The 15,979-nt window shown below is 73.4% G+C and carries 18 protein-coding genes and 1 pseudogene; 10 read left to right on the top strand and 9 right to left on the bottom strand.

Annotation, left to right across the window (positions count from 1 at the left end; translation table 11 throughout):
• Positions 1 to 10: 10 nt before the first annotated feature.
• Positions 11 to 1,933, top strand: coding sequence for a beta-propeller domain-containing protein (locus EV374_RS29845; protein ID WP_132240495.1), 1,923 nt, complete (start codon positions 11 to 13; stop codon positions 1,931 to 1,933).
• Positions 1,934 to 2,038: 105 nt separating this feature from the next.
• Here the strand turns inward: EV374_RS29845 and EV374_RS29840 are convergent, their stop codons facing one another.
• From EV374_RS29840 to mobA, 3 genes are all read right to left on the bottom strand, one after another.
• Positions 2,039 to 3,145, bottom strand: a complete 1,107-nt coding sequence (locus EV374_RS29840) for a T3SS (YopN, CesT) and YbjN peptide-binding chaperone 1 (RefSeq protein ID WP_132240494.1) — start codon at positions 3,143 to 3,145, stop codon at positions 2,039 to 2,041.
• An 80-nt stretch (positions 3,146 to 3,225) separates the two neighbouring features.
• A complete protein-coding gene (locus tag EV374_RS29835) occupies positions 3,226 to 3,492 on the bottom strand; it encodes a DUF6457 domain-containing protein (protein ID WP_132240493.1) in 267 nt (88 codons plus the stop codon).
• Positions 3,489 to 4,175, bottom strand: a complete 687-nt coding sequence (gene mobA / locus EV374_RS29830) for an NTP transferase domain-containing protein (protein WP_132240492.1) — start codon at positions 4,173 to 4,175, stop codon at positions 3,489 to 3,491. The genes EV374_RS29835 and mobA overlap by 4 nt, the downstream gene beginning before the upstream one ends.
• Before the next feature lie 235 nt (positions 4,176 to 4,410).
• Here mobA and EV374_RS29825 point away from each other — a divergent pair, with 235 nt between their 5' ends.
• Positions 4,411 to 4,665, top strand: coding sequence for a hypothetical protein (locus EV374_RS29825; protein ID WP_132240491.1), 255 nt, complete (start codon positions 4,411 to 4,413; stop codon positions 4,663 to 4,665).
• An 18-nt stretch (positions 4,666 to 4,683) separates the two neighbouring features.
• Here EV374_RS29825 and EV374_RS29820 read toward each other — a convergent pair whose 3' ends face one another.
• Positions 4,684 to 5,298, bottom strand: coding sequence for a response regulator transcription factor (locus tag EV374_RS29820; RefSeq protein ID WP_132240490.1), 615 nt, complete (start codon positions 5,296 to 5,298; stop codon positions 4,684 to 4,686).
• A 133-nt stretch (positions 5,299 to 5,431) separates the two neighbouring features.
• Between EV374_RS29820 and fdhD the strand changes: the two genes are divergently transcribed.
• A complete protein-coding gene (gene fdhD / locus EV374_RS29815; RefSeq protein ID WP_132240489.1) occupies positions 5,432 to 6,334 on the top strand; it encodes a formate dehydrogenase accessory sulfurtransferase FdhD in 903 nt (300 codons plus the stop codon).
• A 53-nt stretch (positions 6,335 to 6,387) separates the two neighbouring features.
• Positions 6,388 to 6,795 carry a hypothetical protein gene (locus EV374_RS29810; protein ID WP_132240488.1) on the top strand — a complete coding sequence of 136 codons (408 nt, stop codon included), beginning with the start codon at positions 6,388 to 6,390 and terminating at the stop codon, positions 6,793 to 6,795.
• Between the two features lie 84 nt (positions 6,796 to 6,879).
• On the opposite strand, the gene EV374_RS29805 is transcribed toward EV374_RS29810, so the two are convergent.
• The gene (locus EV374_RS29805) at positions 6,880 to 7,590 is read right to left on the bottom strand and encodes a GAP family protein (RefSeq protein ID WP_132240487.1); all 711 of its coding nucleotides are present in this window, start codon (positions 7,588 to 7,590) and stop codon (positions 6,880 to 6,882) included.
• A gap of 162 nt (positions 7,591 to 7,752) precedes the next feature.
• On the opposite strand from EV374_RS29805, the pseudogene EV374_RS29800 reads away from it, so the two are divergent.
• From EV374_RS29800 to EV374_RS29790, 3 genes and pseudogenes are all read left to right on the top strand, one after another.
• A pseudogene (locus EV374_RS29800) lies at positions 7,753 to 7,921 on the top strand (Scr1 family TA system antitoxin-like transcriptional regulator); the annotation flags it as partial.
• A gap of 12 nt (positions 7,922 to 7,933) precedes the next feature.
• The gene (locus tag EV374_RS29795) at positions 7,934 to 8,128 is read left to right on the top strand and encodes a DUF397 domain-containing protein (protein ID WP_132240556.1); all 195 of its coding nucleotides are present in this window, start codon (positions 7,934 to 7,936) and stop codon (positions 8,126 to 8,128) included.
• 395 nt (positions 8,129 to 8,523) lie between these two features.
• Entirely contained in the window at positions 8,524 to 9,396 is an 873-nt protein-coding gene (locus tag EV374_RS29790; RefSeq protein WP_132240486.1) for an alpha/beta fold hydrolase, read from the top strand.
• A gap of 122 nt (positions 9,397 to 9,518) precedes the next feature.
• Here EV374_RS29790 and EV374_RS29785 read toward each other — a convergent pair whose 3' ends face one another.
• Entirely contained in the window at positions 9,519 to 10,307 is a 789-nt protein-coding gene (locus EV374_RS29785) for a class I SAM-dependent methyltransferase (protein ID WP_132240485.1), read from the bottom strand.
• 163 nt (positions 10,308 to 10,470) lie between these two features.
• Here EV374_RS29785 and coaD point away from each other — a divergent pair, with 163 nt between their 5' ends.
• Positions 10,471 to 10,893, top strand: coding sequence for a pantetheine-phosphate adenylyltransferase (gene coaD, locus EV374_RS29780; protein ID WP_132240484.1), 423 nt, complete (start codon positions 10,471 to 10,473; stop codon positions 10,891 to 10,893).
• A 63-nt stretch (positions 10,894 to 10,956) separates the two neighbouring features.
• On the opposite strand, the gene EV374_RS29775 is transcribed toward coaD, so the two are convergent.
• The gene (locus tag EV374_RS29775; RefSeq protein WP_132240483.1) at positions 10,957 to 11,463 is read right to left on the bottom strand and encodes a VOC family protein; all 507 of its coding nucleotides are present in this window, start codon (positions 11,461 to 11,463) and stop codon (positions 10,957 to 10,959) included.
• A gap of 103 nt (positions 11,464 to 11,566) precedes the next feature.
• Here EV374_RS29775 and EV374_RS29770 point away from each other — a divergent pair, with 103 nt between their 5' ends.
• Positions 11,567 to 12,331 carry an AraC family transcriptional regulator gene (locus EV374_RS29770; protein ID WP_486486042.1) on the top strand — a complete coding sequence of 255 codons (765 nt, stop codon included), beginning with the start codon at positions 11,567 to 11,569 and terminating at the stop codon, positions 12,329 to 12,331.
• A gap of 108 nt (positions 12,332 to 12,439) precedes the next feature.
• Positions 12,440 to 13,603 (top strand): serine hydrolase domain-containing protein, encoded by a 1,164-nt coding sequence (locus EV374_RS29765; RefSeq protein WP_132240481.1) that lies wholly within the window; start codon positions 12,440 to 12,442, stop codon positions 13,601 to 13,603.
• Between the two features lie 7 nt (positions 13,604 to 13,610).
• Here the strand turns inward: EV374_RS29765 and EV374_RS29760 are convergent, their stop codons facing one another.
• Both EV374_RS29760 and EV374_RS29755 read right to left on the bottom strand, forming a co-directional pair.
• Complete coding sequence (locus EV374_RS29760) at positions 13,611 to 14,651, bottom strand: DUF4192 domain-containing protein (RefSeq protein ID WP_132240480.1); 1,041 nt, start codon at positions 14,649 to 14,651, stop codon at positions 13,611 to 13,613.
• 167 nt (positions 14,652 to 14,818) lie between these two features.
• Positions 14,819 to 15,979, bottom strand: a 1,161-nt coding sequence (locus EV374_RS29755; RefSeq protein WP_132240479.1) for a pectate lyase family protein, incomplete at its 5' end; no start/stop codon positions are given.

The raw sequence follows: 15,979 nt of genomic DNA, 5'->3' as shown, positions 1-15,979 counted from the left end.
CGAACCGGCCATGACACGGCGAGCCCACATTTTCGCGGTCGGCACGCTGGCCGCGCTCACGCTGCTCGGCGGAAGCGCCCTCCCGTCGGTGCCCACCGACCTGCCGGTGCCGGGCCAGCCGACCGCCGCGCCTCGGCTGGTCTCCTACGAATCCTGCGCCGACGCGCTGGCCGGGCTGCGCGCCGCCGCCGGCGCGTCCGTCGGTCCGTGGGGCTTCGGCGGCGGCCAGCGCATCGCCTTCGATCTCGGCGCCGTGCCCAAGGCCGCGTCCGACGCACGGACGCTCTCCGCCCAGGCCGCCCCGGAGCACTCAACGACGAACGTCCACGAGCCGGGCGCGGACGAACCGGACCTGGTCAAGACCGACGGGCGACGGATCGTGACCGTCACCGGGGGCACGCTGCGGGTGGTGGACCCGGCCGCCCGGCGGGAGACCGGCCGCCTCGACCTCACCGGTGCACTGCCGGAGCTGCGGTGGGGGCGGCAGACGACCCTGCTGCTGCACGGCGACCGAGCGCTGGTGCTGGCCCAGGTGGGCGCGGGCCGGATGCCGGCAACCCGCGCGATGCCGCTCAGCGACGTACGGCGCAGCGACGTACGGCGCAGCGACGTACGGCGCAGCGACGTACCGCGCCTGATCCTGGTCGACCTCGCAGGCGCGCCGCGGGTGCTCGGCACGTACCGGATGGACGGGAGCCTGGTCGACGCCCGGCAGACCGGATCCACCGCGCGGGTGGTCGTCCGCACCCAGCCCCGGCTGGTCTTCCCGCGCGGGAAGCGGGGCACCGACGCGACACGGACCGCCGCCAACCGGGCGGTGATCGCCGAGGCCGGGGTGGAGGCGTGGCTGCCGGCGTACGAGTGGACGGCCGGGGCGGAACGGCACACCGGCCGGGTCGGCTGCGACCGGTTGAGCCGGCCGCCCGCCTGGTCCGGCACGTCGATGCTGACCGTGCTCAGCTTCGACCTCGCCGGCGACCGCCTCGGCGACGGCGACCCGGTCAGCGTCGCCGCCGACGCCACCACCGTCTACGGCACCGGGAGCAGCCTCTACCTCGCCGGGGAACGGCCGGTGCCGCCCCGGCCCGGCTCGTTCCGGGGGGACGTCCGGCGGCCGGACCCGCAGGTCACCGAGATCCACCGGTTCGACACCGGCGCGCCCGGGCGTCCCCGGTACGTGGCCTCCGGTTCGGTGCCCGGGTCGCTCATCAACCAGTACGCCCTCTCCGAGTGGCAGGGGCACCTACGGGTGGCCACGACCACGGGCGACACCTGGGGCAGCCGACCGAACTCGGAGTCCGCCGTCCACGTGCTGCGTCCCGACGGGGACACGCTGGTCCGGACGGGCGCGGTCACCGGCCTCGGTCCGGGCGAGCGGATCTATTCCGTGCGCTTCCTCGGCGGCTCCGCGTACGTGGTCACGTTCCGGCGGACCGATCCGCTCTACGCGGTCGACCTGACCGACCCGACCGCGCCCCGGGTCACCGGGGAGCTGAAGATCACCGGCTACTCGGCGTACCTGCACCCGCTGCCGGAGGGCCGGCTGCTCGGGGTGGGCCAGGAGGCCGACCGGCAGGGGCGGGCGCAGGGGCTCCAGGTCTCGCTGTTCGACGTACGCGACCCGGCCCGGCCGAGCCGGCTCGACCAGTGGCACGTGCCGAGGGCGTACTCCGCGCTGGAGCACGACACGCACGCCTTCCTGCACCACCCGGAGACGGGCCTGGTGGCGCTGCCGGTCGGCGACGACGTACGCCTGCTGCGGGTGACCGGGACCGACATCGGCGAGGTCGGCACGGTCTCCCACACCGGCCCGGCGAGCCCGGTCCTGCGGTCGCTGCTGGTCGGGAACGTGCTCTGGACCGTCTCCGCCGCCGGCCTGCGGGCCACCGATCCGACCACCGCCCGGAGCCTCGACTGGCTCCCCGTGACCTGATCCTCCCTCCCCGGCGGGTGGGGCCCGGTTTCTCGGGGTTTCCGGGCTCCACCCGCCACCACCGGTCCGGGCTGCACCCCGCCGCCCGCCGTGGTGGGGCGTGGATCAGAGGTACATGCCGGTGCGGTGTTCCTCCTGGTCCCGCTTGACCGGCTTGTCGCCCTCGCCGAAGAACCGCTTCCCGCCGAACTCGCCGTGCAGGCGGTCGTCCAGCTCGTCCGCGAGCCCGGTCATCACCTGGACCGCGAGCATGAGGTGGGTGGCCTGGAAGTTGCGGCCGAAGACGGGGATGGACGCCCACACGGTGTCGTCGGCGCAGTAGAGCCGGCCGATCGGCATCCGGTTGGTCAGCTCGGAGAGCTTCACGTAGAGCCGCTCGGTCGGCTCGACCTCGGTCAGCACCGGGGAGAAGACGTCCACCAGCGGCGGGTTGTCGCGGACCCGGACGAAGACCATCGCCGAACCGGCGCGGATGTTGATGTCGCCGTCGGAGTCGACCTGCAACCGGTCCGGCTCCGACTTGAGCATGGTCGAGACGACGGTGCGGACCTGCTCGGCGAGCGCGGCCGCGTCGTGCTCGGGCGCCTGGGCGGCGGCGGCCGCCGCGAGCGCCTCGTCGAGGTCGGCCTCCACGTTGCGGTCGGGGCCGAACTCGCTGCGCGCGGTGCCCAGCGGTTCCACCGGCAGCGCTTCGCCCTCGGCGTCGTGGATGAGGTAGACGAGGAAGGCGGGGTGCGGGGCGCCGTAGACGTCGCGCAGCGTCCGGGTGAGCAGGGCGGCCAGCCGGGTGGCCTCGGCGGTGCCGCTGTCCAGCCCGAAGTGCTCGCCGGAGCCCGGCACCACGCCGGGCGGCGACCAGCCGAGCGCGATCATGTCCGCCACGGCGGCCCGGTCCAGCCGGTAGCCGTCCGGCAGGGTGGCGTTGCCGACCGCGCGGGCGGCCAGCCGGCCCTCCTCGCCGACGTCGATGCTGACCGAGTAGACCGCGTCGCCGGTGCCGGAGGCGGTCGGGTCGAGCGTCAGCTCCACGTGCGTGCCCGTGGGCAGCGCCGCCAACCGCTCGGCGAGTGCCCGGGCGAACTCGTGCCAGGCCTGGGTGACCTTGGCCCGCAGGTCGGCCGTGCTGGGCTCGTCGAGCAGGATCGGCTCGTGGTGCGCCGGCAGGGTGCCGGGCGAGTCGCCGCCCGACGCCGAGGGGTGGTCCGCCGTCATGATCGCCTCCGTCCGTCACGGTCACCCTACCCACGCGACGGGGGAGACGAATCAGCCCGACCGTGATCGGACAGCGGAGGTCAGGCCGGTGTCCCGCCCGGGCGTTCGGCGCCGAGCCCGACCGGCCAGGCGGCGGCCAGCGCGCTGAGCCGGGCCGCGGCGCCGGCCGGGTCCGCGCCCCGCCCGACCGCCAGCCCCAGCAGGTACGCGGTGACGGGCGCGCCCGGCCGCAGCACCTGGTGCGCCACGTCCTTGGCCAGGTCGAGCACGGCCGGCACCGGCACCTGGGCGGGATCCAGGTCCAGCTCGGCACAGGCCGCCGTCACCCAGTCGTCCATGACCGTCATCGCGCCCACTCCTCCGCCCGGCGTACGTCCTCGTCAGTGTCGCAGTCGAACCAGGGCGGCGGGCCGGCACCGGCCCACGGCACCTCGCGCACCCGCAGCCCGGCGAGCAGCGCCCTGATCGGTGCCCCCGCCAGCGGCGCGGCGGACCCGTCGGGAGGCTGGTCGACGCGCTTGCGGGCGCCGCCGGCATGCCTGGCGGCGCGTTCGAGGGCGCCGCCGGTGGGCCCGCTGGCGCGCTCGGCGGCGAGGCGGTCCAGGGCGGCGCGCAGCGGGGCCACCCGCCACACGCCGCAGAGGGTCTGCCGCCGCCCGTCGCCGTCGACGTAGCAGGCGCCGTCGTGACCGGCGTCGAGGTGGCCGAGCAACTCCCCGACCGCCGCGCGGGTGAGCAGGGGCAGGTCGGCGGCGAGCAGGGCGACCACCGGCGTACCGGGGTCGAGCAGGGCCAGCCCGGCCGCCGCGGCGGCGACGGGGCCACCGCCCGGCGGCTCCTCCCGGGTCACCCGCACCCCGGCGGGCACCGGTCCGGCCGGCCCGACCAGGATGCGCGGCGCGGCGTCGGCGACCGCGCCGAGCACCCGGTCCCGCATGGGCCGGCCGCCAACCGTCCGGGCGGGCTTGTCGACGCCCCCCATCCGGCGCGCGGCCCCGCCCGCCAGCACCACCGCCGCGTACGCGTCCACCGGGCCACGGTATCCGCCCGACGCCTCGTCGGGAGACGCGAGGCGTCTGACGGGAGGTTGCGAGGATCTCCCGTGTGGAGCGACGGCCTACACAGAAGTAGGACGTGATCGTGGACGGCCGCCGGTGGAGCCTGGTCCTGTGGCGCGGCCCTCCCGAGCGACGGGCTCGACGGGGGACGGGCACGGCAGATCGGGTCCGGGTCTGCCGTGCCCAGCAGAGACGAGGAGTGCACCGATGAGAGCAACCACCAGGAAGTTCGCGGCGACCGGCGCGATGGCGCTCGCCATGACGGCCGGCACGGTGGCGGTCGTGGCCGCCCCGGCCCAGGCGGCCTACAACAGCCCGCTCTACCCCACGCTCAAGGCGTGCAACGCGGCCCGGCCGGCGTACGTCAGCTCGTGGACGTCGCCGGGACCGTGCTACCCGATGTACAACTGGGACGGCACGAAGCGGATCGGCTACTCGTTCCTCGTGCAGACCCGGGGCTGACGTGCCGGCCGCCCGGTCCTAGGCGGCGGGGTTCGCCTCGAACGCCATCGCGATCCGCGTCAGTCCCGCCTTGTTCACCGCGCCCGTCTTCTGTCGCAGGCGGTGCGTGTATGTGTCGACCGTCGACTTGGACAGGCAGAGCCTGCGGGCGATCTGCTGGTGGGTGAGGCCCTCGGCGACGAGCCGCAACACGTCCCGTTCCCGGGCCGTCAGCATGGGCTGTCCGCCGTCGCCCACGTCGGCGACGGCGTCGGGCAGCAGGGCGACCCGCGCCGCGCCGTCGAGGTAGAGGTCGCCCCGCCCGACGGCGTGGACCGCCCGCAGCAGGGTGGCCTCGTCGACGTCCCGCCCGAGATAGGCGAGCGCGCCCGCGTCCAGGGCGGCCCGCACCCGTACCACGTCCTGGCACGTCGCGAGGACGACGAACGCCGGCCCCTCGGGCCACCACGGGCCGGCGTTCGACTCCGCGCAGCGGTCGGCGACGACGACCTGCAGCGCGTCCCGCAGGGCGGCGACCGGCTCGACCGAGGGGAACACGCCGACCACGGTCACCCCGGGGGCCCGCAGGAGGGCGTCGGCGACGCCACGGAAGGTCAGCGACCCGTCGTCCACGACAGCGACCCTGACGGTCATGGCCCCACCCTCTCCGGACTTCCTCCTGCGGACGGTCACACCGTACGGCGGGCGGCGTACAGGCCGCGTACATCGCGGGTACGGACGGGCCGTCGCCGCGCGGCGCCCAGACCCCGGGGTGCAGGATGGCGGGATGGGACGGGCGACTGACCGGCGCGGCGTGCTCCGCATCGACCTCGACGCGGCGGCGACGGGCCGCGCCTCGGTACGCCGGCAGGACAGCCTCGCCGTGGAGGAGCCGCTGGAGATCCGGGTCGGTGCGGCCGGTCCCGGCCGGCGGCGGCCGCTCGCGGTGACCATGCGCACGCCGGGCGACGACCTCGACCTGGCGATCGGTTTCCTGCTGACCGAGGGGCTGATCCGCTCCGCCGACGACGTACGCACCGCGCAGCTCTGCGCCGGCGCGGAGACACCCAACACGTACAACGTGGTGGACGTGGTGCTGGCGCCCGGCGTGCCCGAACCCGCCGTCGATCCGGCCCGGAACTTCTACACCACCAGCTCCTGCGGGGTGTGCGGCAAGGCGAGCATCGACGCCGTGCGTACCCGATCGGTCTTCGCGGTGGGCGACGACCCGCTGACCGTGTCGGCGGCGGTCCTGACCGCCCTGCCGGACCGGCTGCGCGCGGCGCAGCGCGGCTTCGACCGCACGGGCGGCCTGCACGCGGCGGGCCTGTTCACCGCCGACGGCGACCTGGTGGTGCTGCGCGAGGACGTGGGCCGGCACAACGCCGTCGACAAGGTGGTCGGCTGGGCGGTCCGCGAGCGGCGGCTGCCGCTGGCCGGGCACGTCCTGCTGGTCTCCGGGCGGGCGAGCTTCGAGCTGACCCAGAAGGCGTGGATGGCGGGGGTGCCGCTGCTCGCGGCGGTCTCCGCGCCGAGCACCCTGGCGGTGGAACTGGCCGAGGAGGCTGGGCTGACGCTGATCGGCTTCCTGCGCGGCGACACGATGAACGTCTACGCCCGCCCGGACCGGATCGACGTCACCGCCCCGTCGCATGATGCTGCGCAATCGGATGATCACTTTGGGTGTTGACAGGACTTATGGTTGACGCCGGTAAGCGACCTTCGTCACAGAGGAGAACGATCGTGCGCCGCATCAGGACCGTCACCGCACTGCTCGGCCTGCCACTGCTCGTGTTGCTGGGCGCAACGCCGGCGAGCGCGGCGAGCACCACCGACGTCACGTCCGCGACCCTGGTCGCCCGGGGCGTCGCCGTGGACGTCACCGTCTCCGTGACGTGCCCGGCCGGCATGTCCGGCTCCTTCGAGCTGGTCGTCCGGCAGCGCTCGGGCGACAGGATCGCGTACGGGTCCGGTTGGGCGCCCCTCTCGTGCACGGGCCAGCCGCAGGCGGTGCCGGCACGGGTGCTCGCGCAGCACGACGGCGCCATCTTCCGTACCGGCGTTGCACTGTTCACCGGCGGCACCGAACTGTGCAACGAGGAAACCTGCGAGTACGGGCAGATCGACGACACGGCCCGCGTCACTCGCTGAGCCTGGCGGACCCCCCCTCGCGGACCCGGTCGGTGAGCCGCGCGCCGTCGCGCTGCGCCTCACCGACCGGGTCCGCCGAGCAGGTCACAACCTGATCCACGTGTCGAACAGCCCCAACCGGAACGCGGCGTCGCGGGCCAGCAGGAAGCCGGCGATGCCCAGGATCCAGCCGAGCATGCTGCCCGAGGTTCGCATGATCCAGGCGTTGAGCCGGGCCAGCACCGGCTCGATCAGCCTCGGCAGCGCCATCCGGGCCGCCAACAGCAGCACCGCCGGCAGGACCATGACCAGGCAGTAGCCGGCGAGCAGCCCCACCATTTCGGCCGCGCCGAGCCCCGAGGTGGTCAGCAGGCCGACCGCGCCGAGGTACGGCAGCATCGTCGCCACCTCCGCGAGCGCGGCGAGCAGCGCCAGCCCCACCAGCCACCGCGCCGAGGAGTCGCCGGCGGTGGCCCGGTCCCGCCAACGCAGCACCCCGCCGCTGCGCGGACGCCGCTTGCTGTCGTAGCGGAAGCTGAGCAGGAACAGCCCGACCCCGAGGACGAGCTGCGCCCAGAGCACCGGCCGGTTGTCCATCGCCCCGCCGAGGACGTCGGCCAGCCGGCTGCCGCCGAGGGCGAGCAGCAGCCCGACGCCGAAGTAGAAGACGGCGATCGTGCCGAGGTAGACGAGGATCCGTCGGGCGTTGACCGGCCCGGGAGCGAGCAGCAGCCAGACGGGAATGAAGAGCGTGCCGATGCTCGTGCTGTCGACCAGGGCCAGGCCGGCGAGCGACAGCAGCAGCCCGACGCTCATGCGGGGCTAGCGATCAAGATGTGCACGGAACCCATTCTGTGCCGGCGTCGGTCCTGTCGACTCGCCCTACGGAACGAACGTCCACTACATCTTTCGACGGAGACCAGCGTGCCGGTGCCCGCCGTGCCCGCAGGCCGCGCAGCGCCAGGTAGGCCGGGTGAGATGGCGGCGCGACCAAACGTCATGGTGCATGTCCTGCCGCTGAACGCGGGCTTCCACCCGGGGCAGGCCGGACCGTTCGTCATCGCCACGACGAGCGACGGGGAGGACGTCGGCTACCTCGACGATCAGGCCACCGGCCCGCATCACAAATGACGTTGCTCCGCTCTGGGAAGGCAAGATCATGGCTGACCTGACCGGCGCGCAGTGGCGCAAGAGCACCCGCAGCAGCTCGAACGGCGGCAACTGCGTCGAGGTCGCCGACAACCTTCCCGGCATCGTCGCCGTCCGCGACTCGAAGGACCCGGCCGGCCCGGCGCTCACCTTCGCACCGGTGGCGTGGCGCGCGTTCGTCGCCGAACTGGCCGAGCGGGCCTGACGTCCGAAGCGCACGTCGGGCACGGCGCGGGCGAGCAGGATCGCGGACACCCAGCCAAACCCGAGCGCCGCGCAGGAGACGGCTCGTAACCGCCGGCAGTCGAGCTGGCGCCTCGTCACGCAGCCTTGACCGGGTGATCCGCGCCTCGTGCGGCGGTGGCGGAGCCCGCCCGCGGGCGAACAGGTCGCGCGACGCTGTCGAGCTGAGTCGTCTGTGACATCAGGCGATGCCTGGTTCGCTGCGACACCAGATGGCGTGAATCGTCTGCGACATCAGCTCGACAGTCCCACGCGAGCCGCAAGGGCCGCCCGATCCTGACGGTGGACCGCATCGGCGCGCCGCCAGCTCCTCACCGGGCGAGACGGAGACGCCCGGTCGGTGCTTGACTGCCCGGCATGGAGCTGAGCGTCGGCGAGCAGCAACTCCCCGCCACCCTGACCCTGCCGGCCGGGCCGGCCCGGGGCGCCCTCGCCGTGCTGCACGGCTCCCACGCCGACAACCGGTCGTACTTCCTCTATGAGCACCTGGCCAGGCTGCTGCCGCCTGCCGGCATCGCGGTGCTGCGCTACGACCGGCGCCCCCGGATCGACGGACGCGACGTGCCGATGAACGCCCAGGCCGACGATGCGGCGGCGGCCCTGGACGTGCTGCGCCGGCAGGTCGGTGACGTCCCGGTCGGACTGTGGGGGTTCAGCCAGGGGGCCTGGGCGGCGGCGCTGACCGCCAGCCGCCACCCGGTCGACCTCCTCGTGCTCGTCGGGTGCAGCGGGGTCAGCCCCGCCCGGCAGATGCGGTACGGCACCGCCGAGCAACTTCGCCGCCACGGGTACGGCGATGCCGACCTCGCCGAGCTGGACCGGCTGCGTGGGGTCGCAGAGGCGTACCTTCGCGGCGGGCTGTCCCGGACGGTCGCCCAGGCGGAGCTGGACGCCGCCGTCGAGCGGCCCTGGTTCCCGCTGGCGTTCCTGCCGCGCGAGGTGCCGGAGCCCGGCGCCTGGGCCGACATGGACTTCGATCCGGAACCGGTGTTCGCGGCGCTGACCTGCCCGGTGTTGCTCTGCTACGGCGACACCGACGCCTGGATCCCGATCGAGGAGAGCCTGACGGTGTGGTGCCGGGCGGCCGTTGCGGCAGACCTGACCATCGCCCGGCTGGCCGGCTGCGACCACGCGCCCACCCTGCACGAGGCCGAAAACCTGGCCGGCATCAGCCCGCAGTACGCGCAGATCCTGCTCTCCTGGCTGGACCGGCGGCTCCCCACAGTTTGATGACGTGCCGGCGTGGCGCGCGTTCGTCGTCGAGTTGGTCGAGCGGGCCTGACCATCCGGGGTGCGCGCTCCGATGCCGGCGGGCCGTGGAGATGGAAGGCTTGGCTGGGCGAGGTGCGGCTTCAGTCGGGCGTACCGAACTGGAGCCGGACGCGGACCCGCTCGGTGACCTCGTCGCGTCCGCCGAGGGCGTCGCGCACCTCTGCGGCAAACGTGGCTCGTCCCTGCGTGGACGGCAGCCGGTCCGCCGACAGGGCGGAGAAGACTCCGCCCACCATGTCATCGACGGTGAGCGGTGCGTCGTACTGCACCGACGACTCCGCGTACCGGTAGCCGGCGCGAACGAGGGCGTCCTGGTTGCGTAGGCGGCCGGCGTCGTCGGTTTGGCAGGCAGCGGTGACGGGGTGCCCGAGCAGCCGTTCCAGGCATTCGCGCAGCGCCCTGGACCAGTCGGCGTCCTGGAGCCACAGCGGCGCTCCGTTGGTGACGACGGCGACGCCGCCGCCGGTACGCAGCAGCGGCCGGGCGGCCCTGAACAGCGCGTCGCGGTCCATGAAGTGGATGGCGACGGCGGCGGTCAGTGCGCCGATCGTCCGTTCGCCGAGTAGCCGACCCAGCGCGGGCAGGTCGTTGTCGGTGCCGAGCATCCACACGGTGTTGGCCGTTGCGGTGTCGAGGGCGGCCTGGCGGGCCAGAACCAGCATGTCCGGCTCCGGGTCCACGCCGATGACGGCCCCGGCCCGGGCGGCGAGCGGGAGGCTCAACTGGCCGGTGCCGCAGCCGAGATCGACCACCGTGTCCTCGGCGCTGAGGCCGAACGCTCCGACGAGGGCGTCGAGCACCTCGGGCGGGTAACCCCGCCGGTGCCTCGCGTAGTACGTCGCCACCTCACCGCTGAAGCTAGCTCTCATTGCGACAGCCTGCCCTCAGCGCCCATCGGGAAGCGAGCGATTCTGCTCAGGGCATGGCCCAGGTGTCGCGGCTTGCGCCGGGCACGGTGAGTCCCTGTGGGTGTGACGTACTGCCCACAGGGAGGGGCCAGCGGATCCGACAGCCGATACCTACAGTCGGGCCATGAGCACCGGCAGAGGCGTGCGGGCGGTCTACCCCGGCAGCTTCGATCCCTTCACTCCCGGGCATCTGGATGTGGTGGACCGGGCACGCCGCCTCTTCGACGAAGTGGTCGTGCTCGTCGCCATCAACAGCCTCAAGAATCCGGGCACCGACGAAGAGGCGCGAGCGGCCGCCGTCCGGGCCGTTCTGCCGGTCGGGTGGACCTCCGTCAGCGTTGCGGCCTGGAGTGGGTTGACCTCCGCCTACTGCCGTCGCCACGAGGTAGGAGTGATCGTCCGCGGCTTGCGGAACACCACCGACCTGCAGAGCGAGTACCGGCTCGCCGCGATGAACGAGTCGCTCGGTGTCCCCACGGTGTTCCTGCCTGCGCAGCCCGAACTGGCCGCGGTGTCCTCGACCGCGGTACGCACGCTGGGGAAGTGACCTTCGTCCACGCAGCCGCGGACGGCCGGACATCACGCGAACGGCCGGCGCTGTCGCCCCGTGTCAGCTCGCCTGGTTCTGCTGCTCGGCCCATTCGGCGACCCGTCGCGCGCTCTCCTTCTCGGAGAGGTCCTCCACCCGGGTCATGACCGACCACCGTACGCCGAAGGGGTCCCTGATGCTGGCGAACCGGTCGCCGGACACGAACGTGGACGGCGCCTCGCGGACCACGGCGCCGGCGGCCTCGGCCCGGGCGACGACCGCGTCCACGTCGGGGCAGTAGAGGCCCATCGAGTAGCAGTCCTGGTCCCCCTCGGGGGCCGCGACGAGCCCGTAGTCGGGCATCGGCTCGCCGAGTTGCAGCAGCCCGTGGCCGAAGTCGAGGACGGCGTGGGCCACGACTCCGCCCATCTCGGTCACGTCGACCACCCGGGCACCGAAGATCTCCCGGTAGAAGTCGATGGCGCCGCGCGCGTCCGGGATCGCCAGGAAGGGAGTCAGGCTGGTGGCGCCGTGCGGCGTACCGTTCGTGGTGTGCTCACCGTCGGCGGCTCGGGTCGTTGCAGTCATGTGACCGATCGTAGGAACGGCGGGCGTGGGCCGGCTTGAAGATTCGCGCCAGGTGCCCGCCCCGGGTGCGGCGAGCCCACGGGGTGTCCTCTACCCGGCGCGGCTGCCCACGTTCGACCGGCTCCCGCCGCCGGACGCGGTGCGGCAGTTGGTGCGGTGGTTCTGGATCCCGGAGTGGCAGATCCAGCCGGGGCGGTCCTCCCGGCAGCACCTGATCGCCTTTCCCGCCTGCAATCTCGTCGTCGAACCGGACGCGGTCGGCATCTCCGGGCCGACGACCGGCAGTTCGCACCGTGACCTCACCGGAACGGGCTGGGCCGTCGGCGCCCTGCTGCGGCCGGCGGCCGTACCCCACCTGGTCGCGGACCCGGCGGCCCTGCGGGACCGCTACGAGGCCGTGGACCTGCCCGTCCTGCACGAGCGGGTGCACCGCGAGATGACCGGGCCGGGCGATCGGCGGACCCGGCACCGCCGGGCCGTCGACGCCTTCGCGGGGTGGCTCAGCGAGGCGATCCCACCGCCGAACGACGAGGCGCTGCTGGCCAACGCGATGGCCGAGGCGATCGACACGGATCCGGCGATCCGGACGGTCGAGGATGCCGCCGTACGCGTGCGCCTGTCCACCCGCTCGTTGCAGCGGCTCGCGGGACGGTACGTCGGGCTGCCGCCGTCGACGATGATCCGTCGGCGTCGGCTACAGGAGGCGGCCGAGCGCCTGCGTACCGACCCGGACACGACCCTGGCCGCCGTCGCCGCCGACCTCGGCTACAGCGACCACGCCCACCTCGCCAACGAGTTCCGGTCGGTGCTCGGCCTCTCCCTGAGCGACTACCGGCAGCGGGTCACGCGCGAGGACGGCGGGGTGTGACAGGACGGATGACCGGGTTCTCCCCGGTCGTCCGATCCGGGTGCGCCAGGGGAATCTCCCCGATGCCCCGGCCGGCACCGGGAGACAAGGCTCGATGTCATGAAAATCATGAACAGCCGGACCGCCCTCGTGGCGACGGCGCTCGCCACCGTGCTGACCGTCGTGGCCCCCGGCGCGGTCACCGCCGCGCCCCCGGTCCGCTCCGCCGCCGACTGCCGCCCCGGCGGTCTCGACCCCGGCCCACTCCGGCAGGCGATCGCCGGATTACCCAACTCCGACGCCACCAGCGCCCAGGTGCGAATCACCACCCCGGACGGCTGCTGGACCGGCGCCACCGGCGTCCGTGACCTGCGCGGTCAGGCCCCCGTGCCGCCGCACGCACGCTTCCGGATCGGCAGCGTCACCAAGGTCTTCACCGCCGCGCTGGTGCTGCAACTGGTCGCCGAGGGCCGCATCGACCTGACCGACCCGGTGCAGCGGCACCTGCCCGGGCTGCTGCCCGCCGACTACCCGACCGTCACCGTCCGCCAGCTGCTTGACCACACCAATGGCATCCCCAGCCCGACCATGCCGGACGGCATCGAGTGGCAGCTCGCCCACCGGTACGACCGGTGGACCCCGGAGCAGATCGTGCGACTCGGCCTGCGCAACCCCCGCGAGTTCGAGCCCGGGACGAAGCAGCACTACACCAACATGGGCTACATCGTCGCCGGCCTGCTGGTGGAGAAGGTCACCGGCCACCCGTACGCGCGGGAACTGGACCGGCGGATCGCCCGCCCGCTCCACCTGCGGGACACGTACGCCCCCGGCGACGACCCGCGCATCCTCGGTCCACACGCACGCGGATACCAGGCCGTCGTACGCGACGGGGTCACCGAACTGGTGGACGCCACGACGTGGAGCCAGACCTTCACCCCGGCCTCCGGCAACGTCATCTCCAGCCTCGCCGACCTGGACACGTTCGTCGCCGCGCTCTTCGCCGGCCGGGTCGTGCCGCCGGCCCAGCTGGCCGAGATGTTCACCCTGCCCGGGGTCCCCGACATCGCCGGTGGTCGGGCCCGGTACAGCGCCGGGCTCACCGCGTTCCCGCTGCCCGGAGGCGAAGTGCTGTGGATCAAGACGGGCTCCCGGTTCGGCTACCTGACCGGCGTGGCGGCCACCCGCGACGGCCGCTTCCGCACGCAGTACTCGATCACCGGAACCGACGCCAAGGGTGAGGAGCTCAGCCGTACCGCTCAGGCCGTCATCGGCGCCGCGCTCGGGATGCTCTGACGGGGGGTCAGCGGGGGCCGCGTCGGCGGCGCCGGCGGCGTAGCACTCCGGGGGTTCCCACCGCAGGCCAGCCGTCCAGTTCCGACGGTGGCACGCCCCGGCGCAGCAGGTCGTCGAGGAGCAGCGCCATCGAGTGGCCGGGGTGCTCGGCCAGCGCCCGTTCCAGGGCCACGGCCGCCAGCGCGCCCTGCCCCGCCCGCCAGGCCGCGAACGCCAGCAGCGTGGCCGGCACGGCGATCAGCTCCGGCTCGGCCCGGCGCAGCACGTCGGTCCAGAGGGCGATGTCCTCGTCGCGCCCGTCGGTGCGCTCCCAGGCGTGGTCGCGGACGGGCACGTGGGTCAGCAGCACGCTCAGCCAGGCGACCTCGTCGTCGGTGAGCCGCTGACCCCGCCGGTGCCGGCGCAGCGTGCTGCGTACCGCCGCCGCCCCTGCGGACCGCACCGTCCGCTCGCCGCGCGGGTCGGTCGCGGGCGCGCGGTCGAGCAGGTCCGCGAGGCGTCGCTCGGCGCGTGCGGTGGCCCGGCGTACGGCCGAACGGGCGTGACCGGTCACCGGGGCGACCTGCGCGACCAGGGCGGCCCGGTCGGGCAGCGCGACCTGGCCGGCGAAGACGGCCGCCGCGCTGACCTCGCTGGCGCCGACGTCGTAGGGGGTGCCGTCGGGCGGGCAGCACGCCGGCTCGGTGCAGAGGTACGACCAGTAGCGGCCCCCGGTGACGCGCAGGGCGTCGAGCACGGGGAGCCCGGCGGCGGTGAGCGCGGCGCGCACGGCGTCGACGGCCGGGGTGACCAGCGGCGCCGGGCCGTAGCCGAGGACCGTGGTGGTCTCGGCGTGCTGCCGGGCGATGACGCCGGCGAGGTGCCCGGCGGGGTCGCGCGGGTCGGCGAGGTCGGGCAGGTCCGCGCGGGCGGCGAAGGTGATCCGGCGGTCCCGCATCGCCACCACGACGACGCTGTCGGTCGGGTGGAAGCCGAGCAGGTAGGGCACGGCGGCGATGAGGTCGGCGGGGGAACGGACGGCGAGCCGGGGGCGGTCGGTCGGGGTCATGGCTGGCAGCCTGCGGCGGGGGCGTCGCGGTCGCCGGCCCCTGTGGACGACACGCGGGTTGTCCACAGATACGGGGAGTATCGTCGCAGCTCACGCCGTTTTTCGACCGTGCCGGAACGCGACGGTGGCACCGGCCGATCCGATCGGCCGGTGCCACCGCGGGTCGGTCAGTTACCGATTCCGGCCTGCGGGCCGGCGTGGGTACGCAACATCGCCGGGATGTCGGCGGCGTTGTGCAGGGTGTACGGGTAGAAGCTGCTCGGGTTGAACGCCGAGCCCTTGGACTTGACCTTGCCGGAGTCCCACGGGCTGTTGACCGTGACGTTGCCCCGCTGGACGAGTTCGCCCGCCTCGACGTAGTACGGGTTGCGGACGTTCTCGTAGTAGCTGTTCTCGATGACAGCCTTGGTGAGGCCCCGCACGTAGTTGCCGTACGAGGCGCAGTTCTGCAGGTAGTTGTTGTACATGTGCAGGTTGGCCAGGTTGTCCGCGCTGGGGTTGCGGGTCCTGGTGTTCTGGAACCAGTTGTGGTGGATGGTCATCCGGGCCGTGACGTTTTCGGTCCAGCCGATGCCGAAGGTCTTGTTGTTGTCGGCGAAGTGGTTCCAGGAGACGGTGATGTTGGTGCTGTCCTTACGGCTGTCCAGCAGGCCGTCGTTCATCCGCTGGAGCCGGTTGTGGTCGATCCAGACGCGGTTGACGGTGTCCATCTGGATGGCGTCGTAGTCGTAGGCGTCGTCGCCCGGGTCGTCGTCCGGCATCAGGGTGTCCCGGATCGTCAGGTTGCGGATGATGACGTTGTTGACCCCGGAGCCGAGGAAGAACCCGCCGCCGACGATGTGGCCGCTGGTGCCCACGCCGATGATCGTCTTGTTGGACGCCACCCGCAGCTCGGTGCCCTTCGGGCTGATGTTGATCGTGCCGGCGACCCGGATCACGTAGGGGGCCGACGCGGTGACGTACTGGTTGAGCTGCGCCTGGGTGGTCACCGTGACGGTCTGCCCGCCGGCCCCGCCGGTCACCCCGGTGGCGAACCCGTCGGGCGCGTTGCCGTACGGCACCGACGGGGTGCCGCCAGAGCCGAGCTTGACCAGCTGCCACTGCTGGTTGGCGCCGTCGAGGTCGGCGAACTGGGAGATCCGACCACCGTTCGCGGTCGACCACTCCCACACGTCCAACGCCTTGCGGCTGTGCCGGTTGACGAACCGCACGAACCCGTCCGCCGAATCCACGACCCCGAAATGCTGCCGCGTGTTCGTACCCGCCGACTCCTGCGTCAACGCCGCGCCATCCTCCGCGCTCGCGATCTGCAACACCTTCCCGCTCTG

The organism is Micromonospora sp. CNZ303 (assembly GCF_004345505.1).
Note: the sequence above shows the minus strand (reverse complement) of the source record. Positions and strands in the feature narration are given on the sequence as shown.

Bases quoted from the DNA above. Each gene is read 5' to 3' on its own strand.
- EV374_RS29765 (WP_132240481.1), top strand. From the start codon at position 12,440: ATGAACAGCCGGACCGCCCTCGTGGCGACGGCGCTCGCCACCGTGCTG.
- EV374_RS29805 (WP_132240487.1), bottom strand. From the start codon at position 7,590: ATGAGCGTCGGGCTGCTGCTGTCGCTCGCCGGCCTGGCCCTGGTCGAC.
- fdhD (WP_132240489.1), top strand. From the start codon at position 5,432: ATGGGACGGGCGACTGACCGGCGCGGCGTGCTCCGCATCGACCTCGAC.
- EV374_RS29840 (WP_132240494.1), bottom strand. From the start codon at position 3,145: ATGACGGCGGACCACCCCTCGGCGTCGGGCGGCGACTCGCCCGGCACC.
- coaD (WP_132240484.1), top strand. From the start codon at position 10,471: ATGAGCACCGGCAGAGGCGTGCGGGCGGTCTACCCCGGCAGCTTCGAT.
- EV374_RS29760 (WP_132240480.1), bottom strand. From the start codon at position 14,651: ATGACCCCGACCGACCGCCCCCGGCTCGCCGTCCGTTCCCCCGCCGAC.
- EV374_RS29835 (WP_132240493.1), bottom strand. From the start codon at position 3,492: ATGACGGTCATGGACGACTGGGTGACGGCGGCCTGTGCCGAGCTGGAC.
- EV374_RS29820 (WP_132240490.1), bottom strand. From the start codon at position 5,298: ATGACCGTCAGGGTCGCTGTCGTGGACGACGGGTCGCTGACCTTCCGT.
- EV374_RS29790 (WP_132240486.1), top strand. From the start codon at position 8,524: ATGGAGCTGAGCGTCGGCGAGCAGCAACTCCCCGCCACCCTGACCCTG.
- EV374_RS29845 (WP_132240495.1), top strand. From the start codon at position 11: ATGACACGGCGAGCCCACATTTTCGCGGTCGGCACGCTGGCCGCGCTC.
- EV374_RS29795 (WP_132240556.1), top strand. From the start codon at position 7,934: ATGGCTGACCTGACCGGCGCGCAGTGGCGCAAGAGCACCCGCAGCAGC.
- EV374_RS29775 (WP_132240483.1), bottom strand. From the start codon at position 11,463: ATGACTGCAACGACCCGAGCCGCCGACGGTGAGCACACCACGAACGGT.
- EV374_RS29785 (WP_132240485.1), bottom strand. From the start codon at position 10,307: ATGAGAGCTAGCTTCAGCGGTGAGGTGGCGACGTACTACGCGAGGCAC.
- EV374_RS29825 (WP_132240491.1), top strand. From the start codon at position 4,411: ATGAGAGCAACCACCAGGAAGTTCGCGGCGACCGGCGCGATGGCGCTC.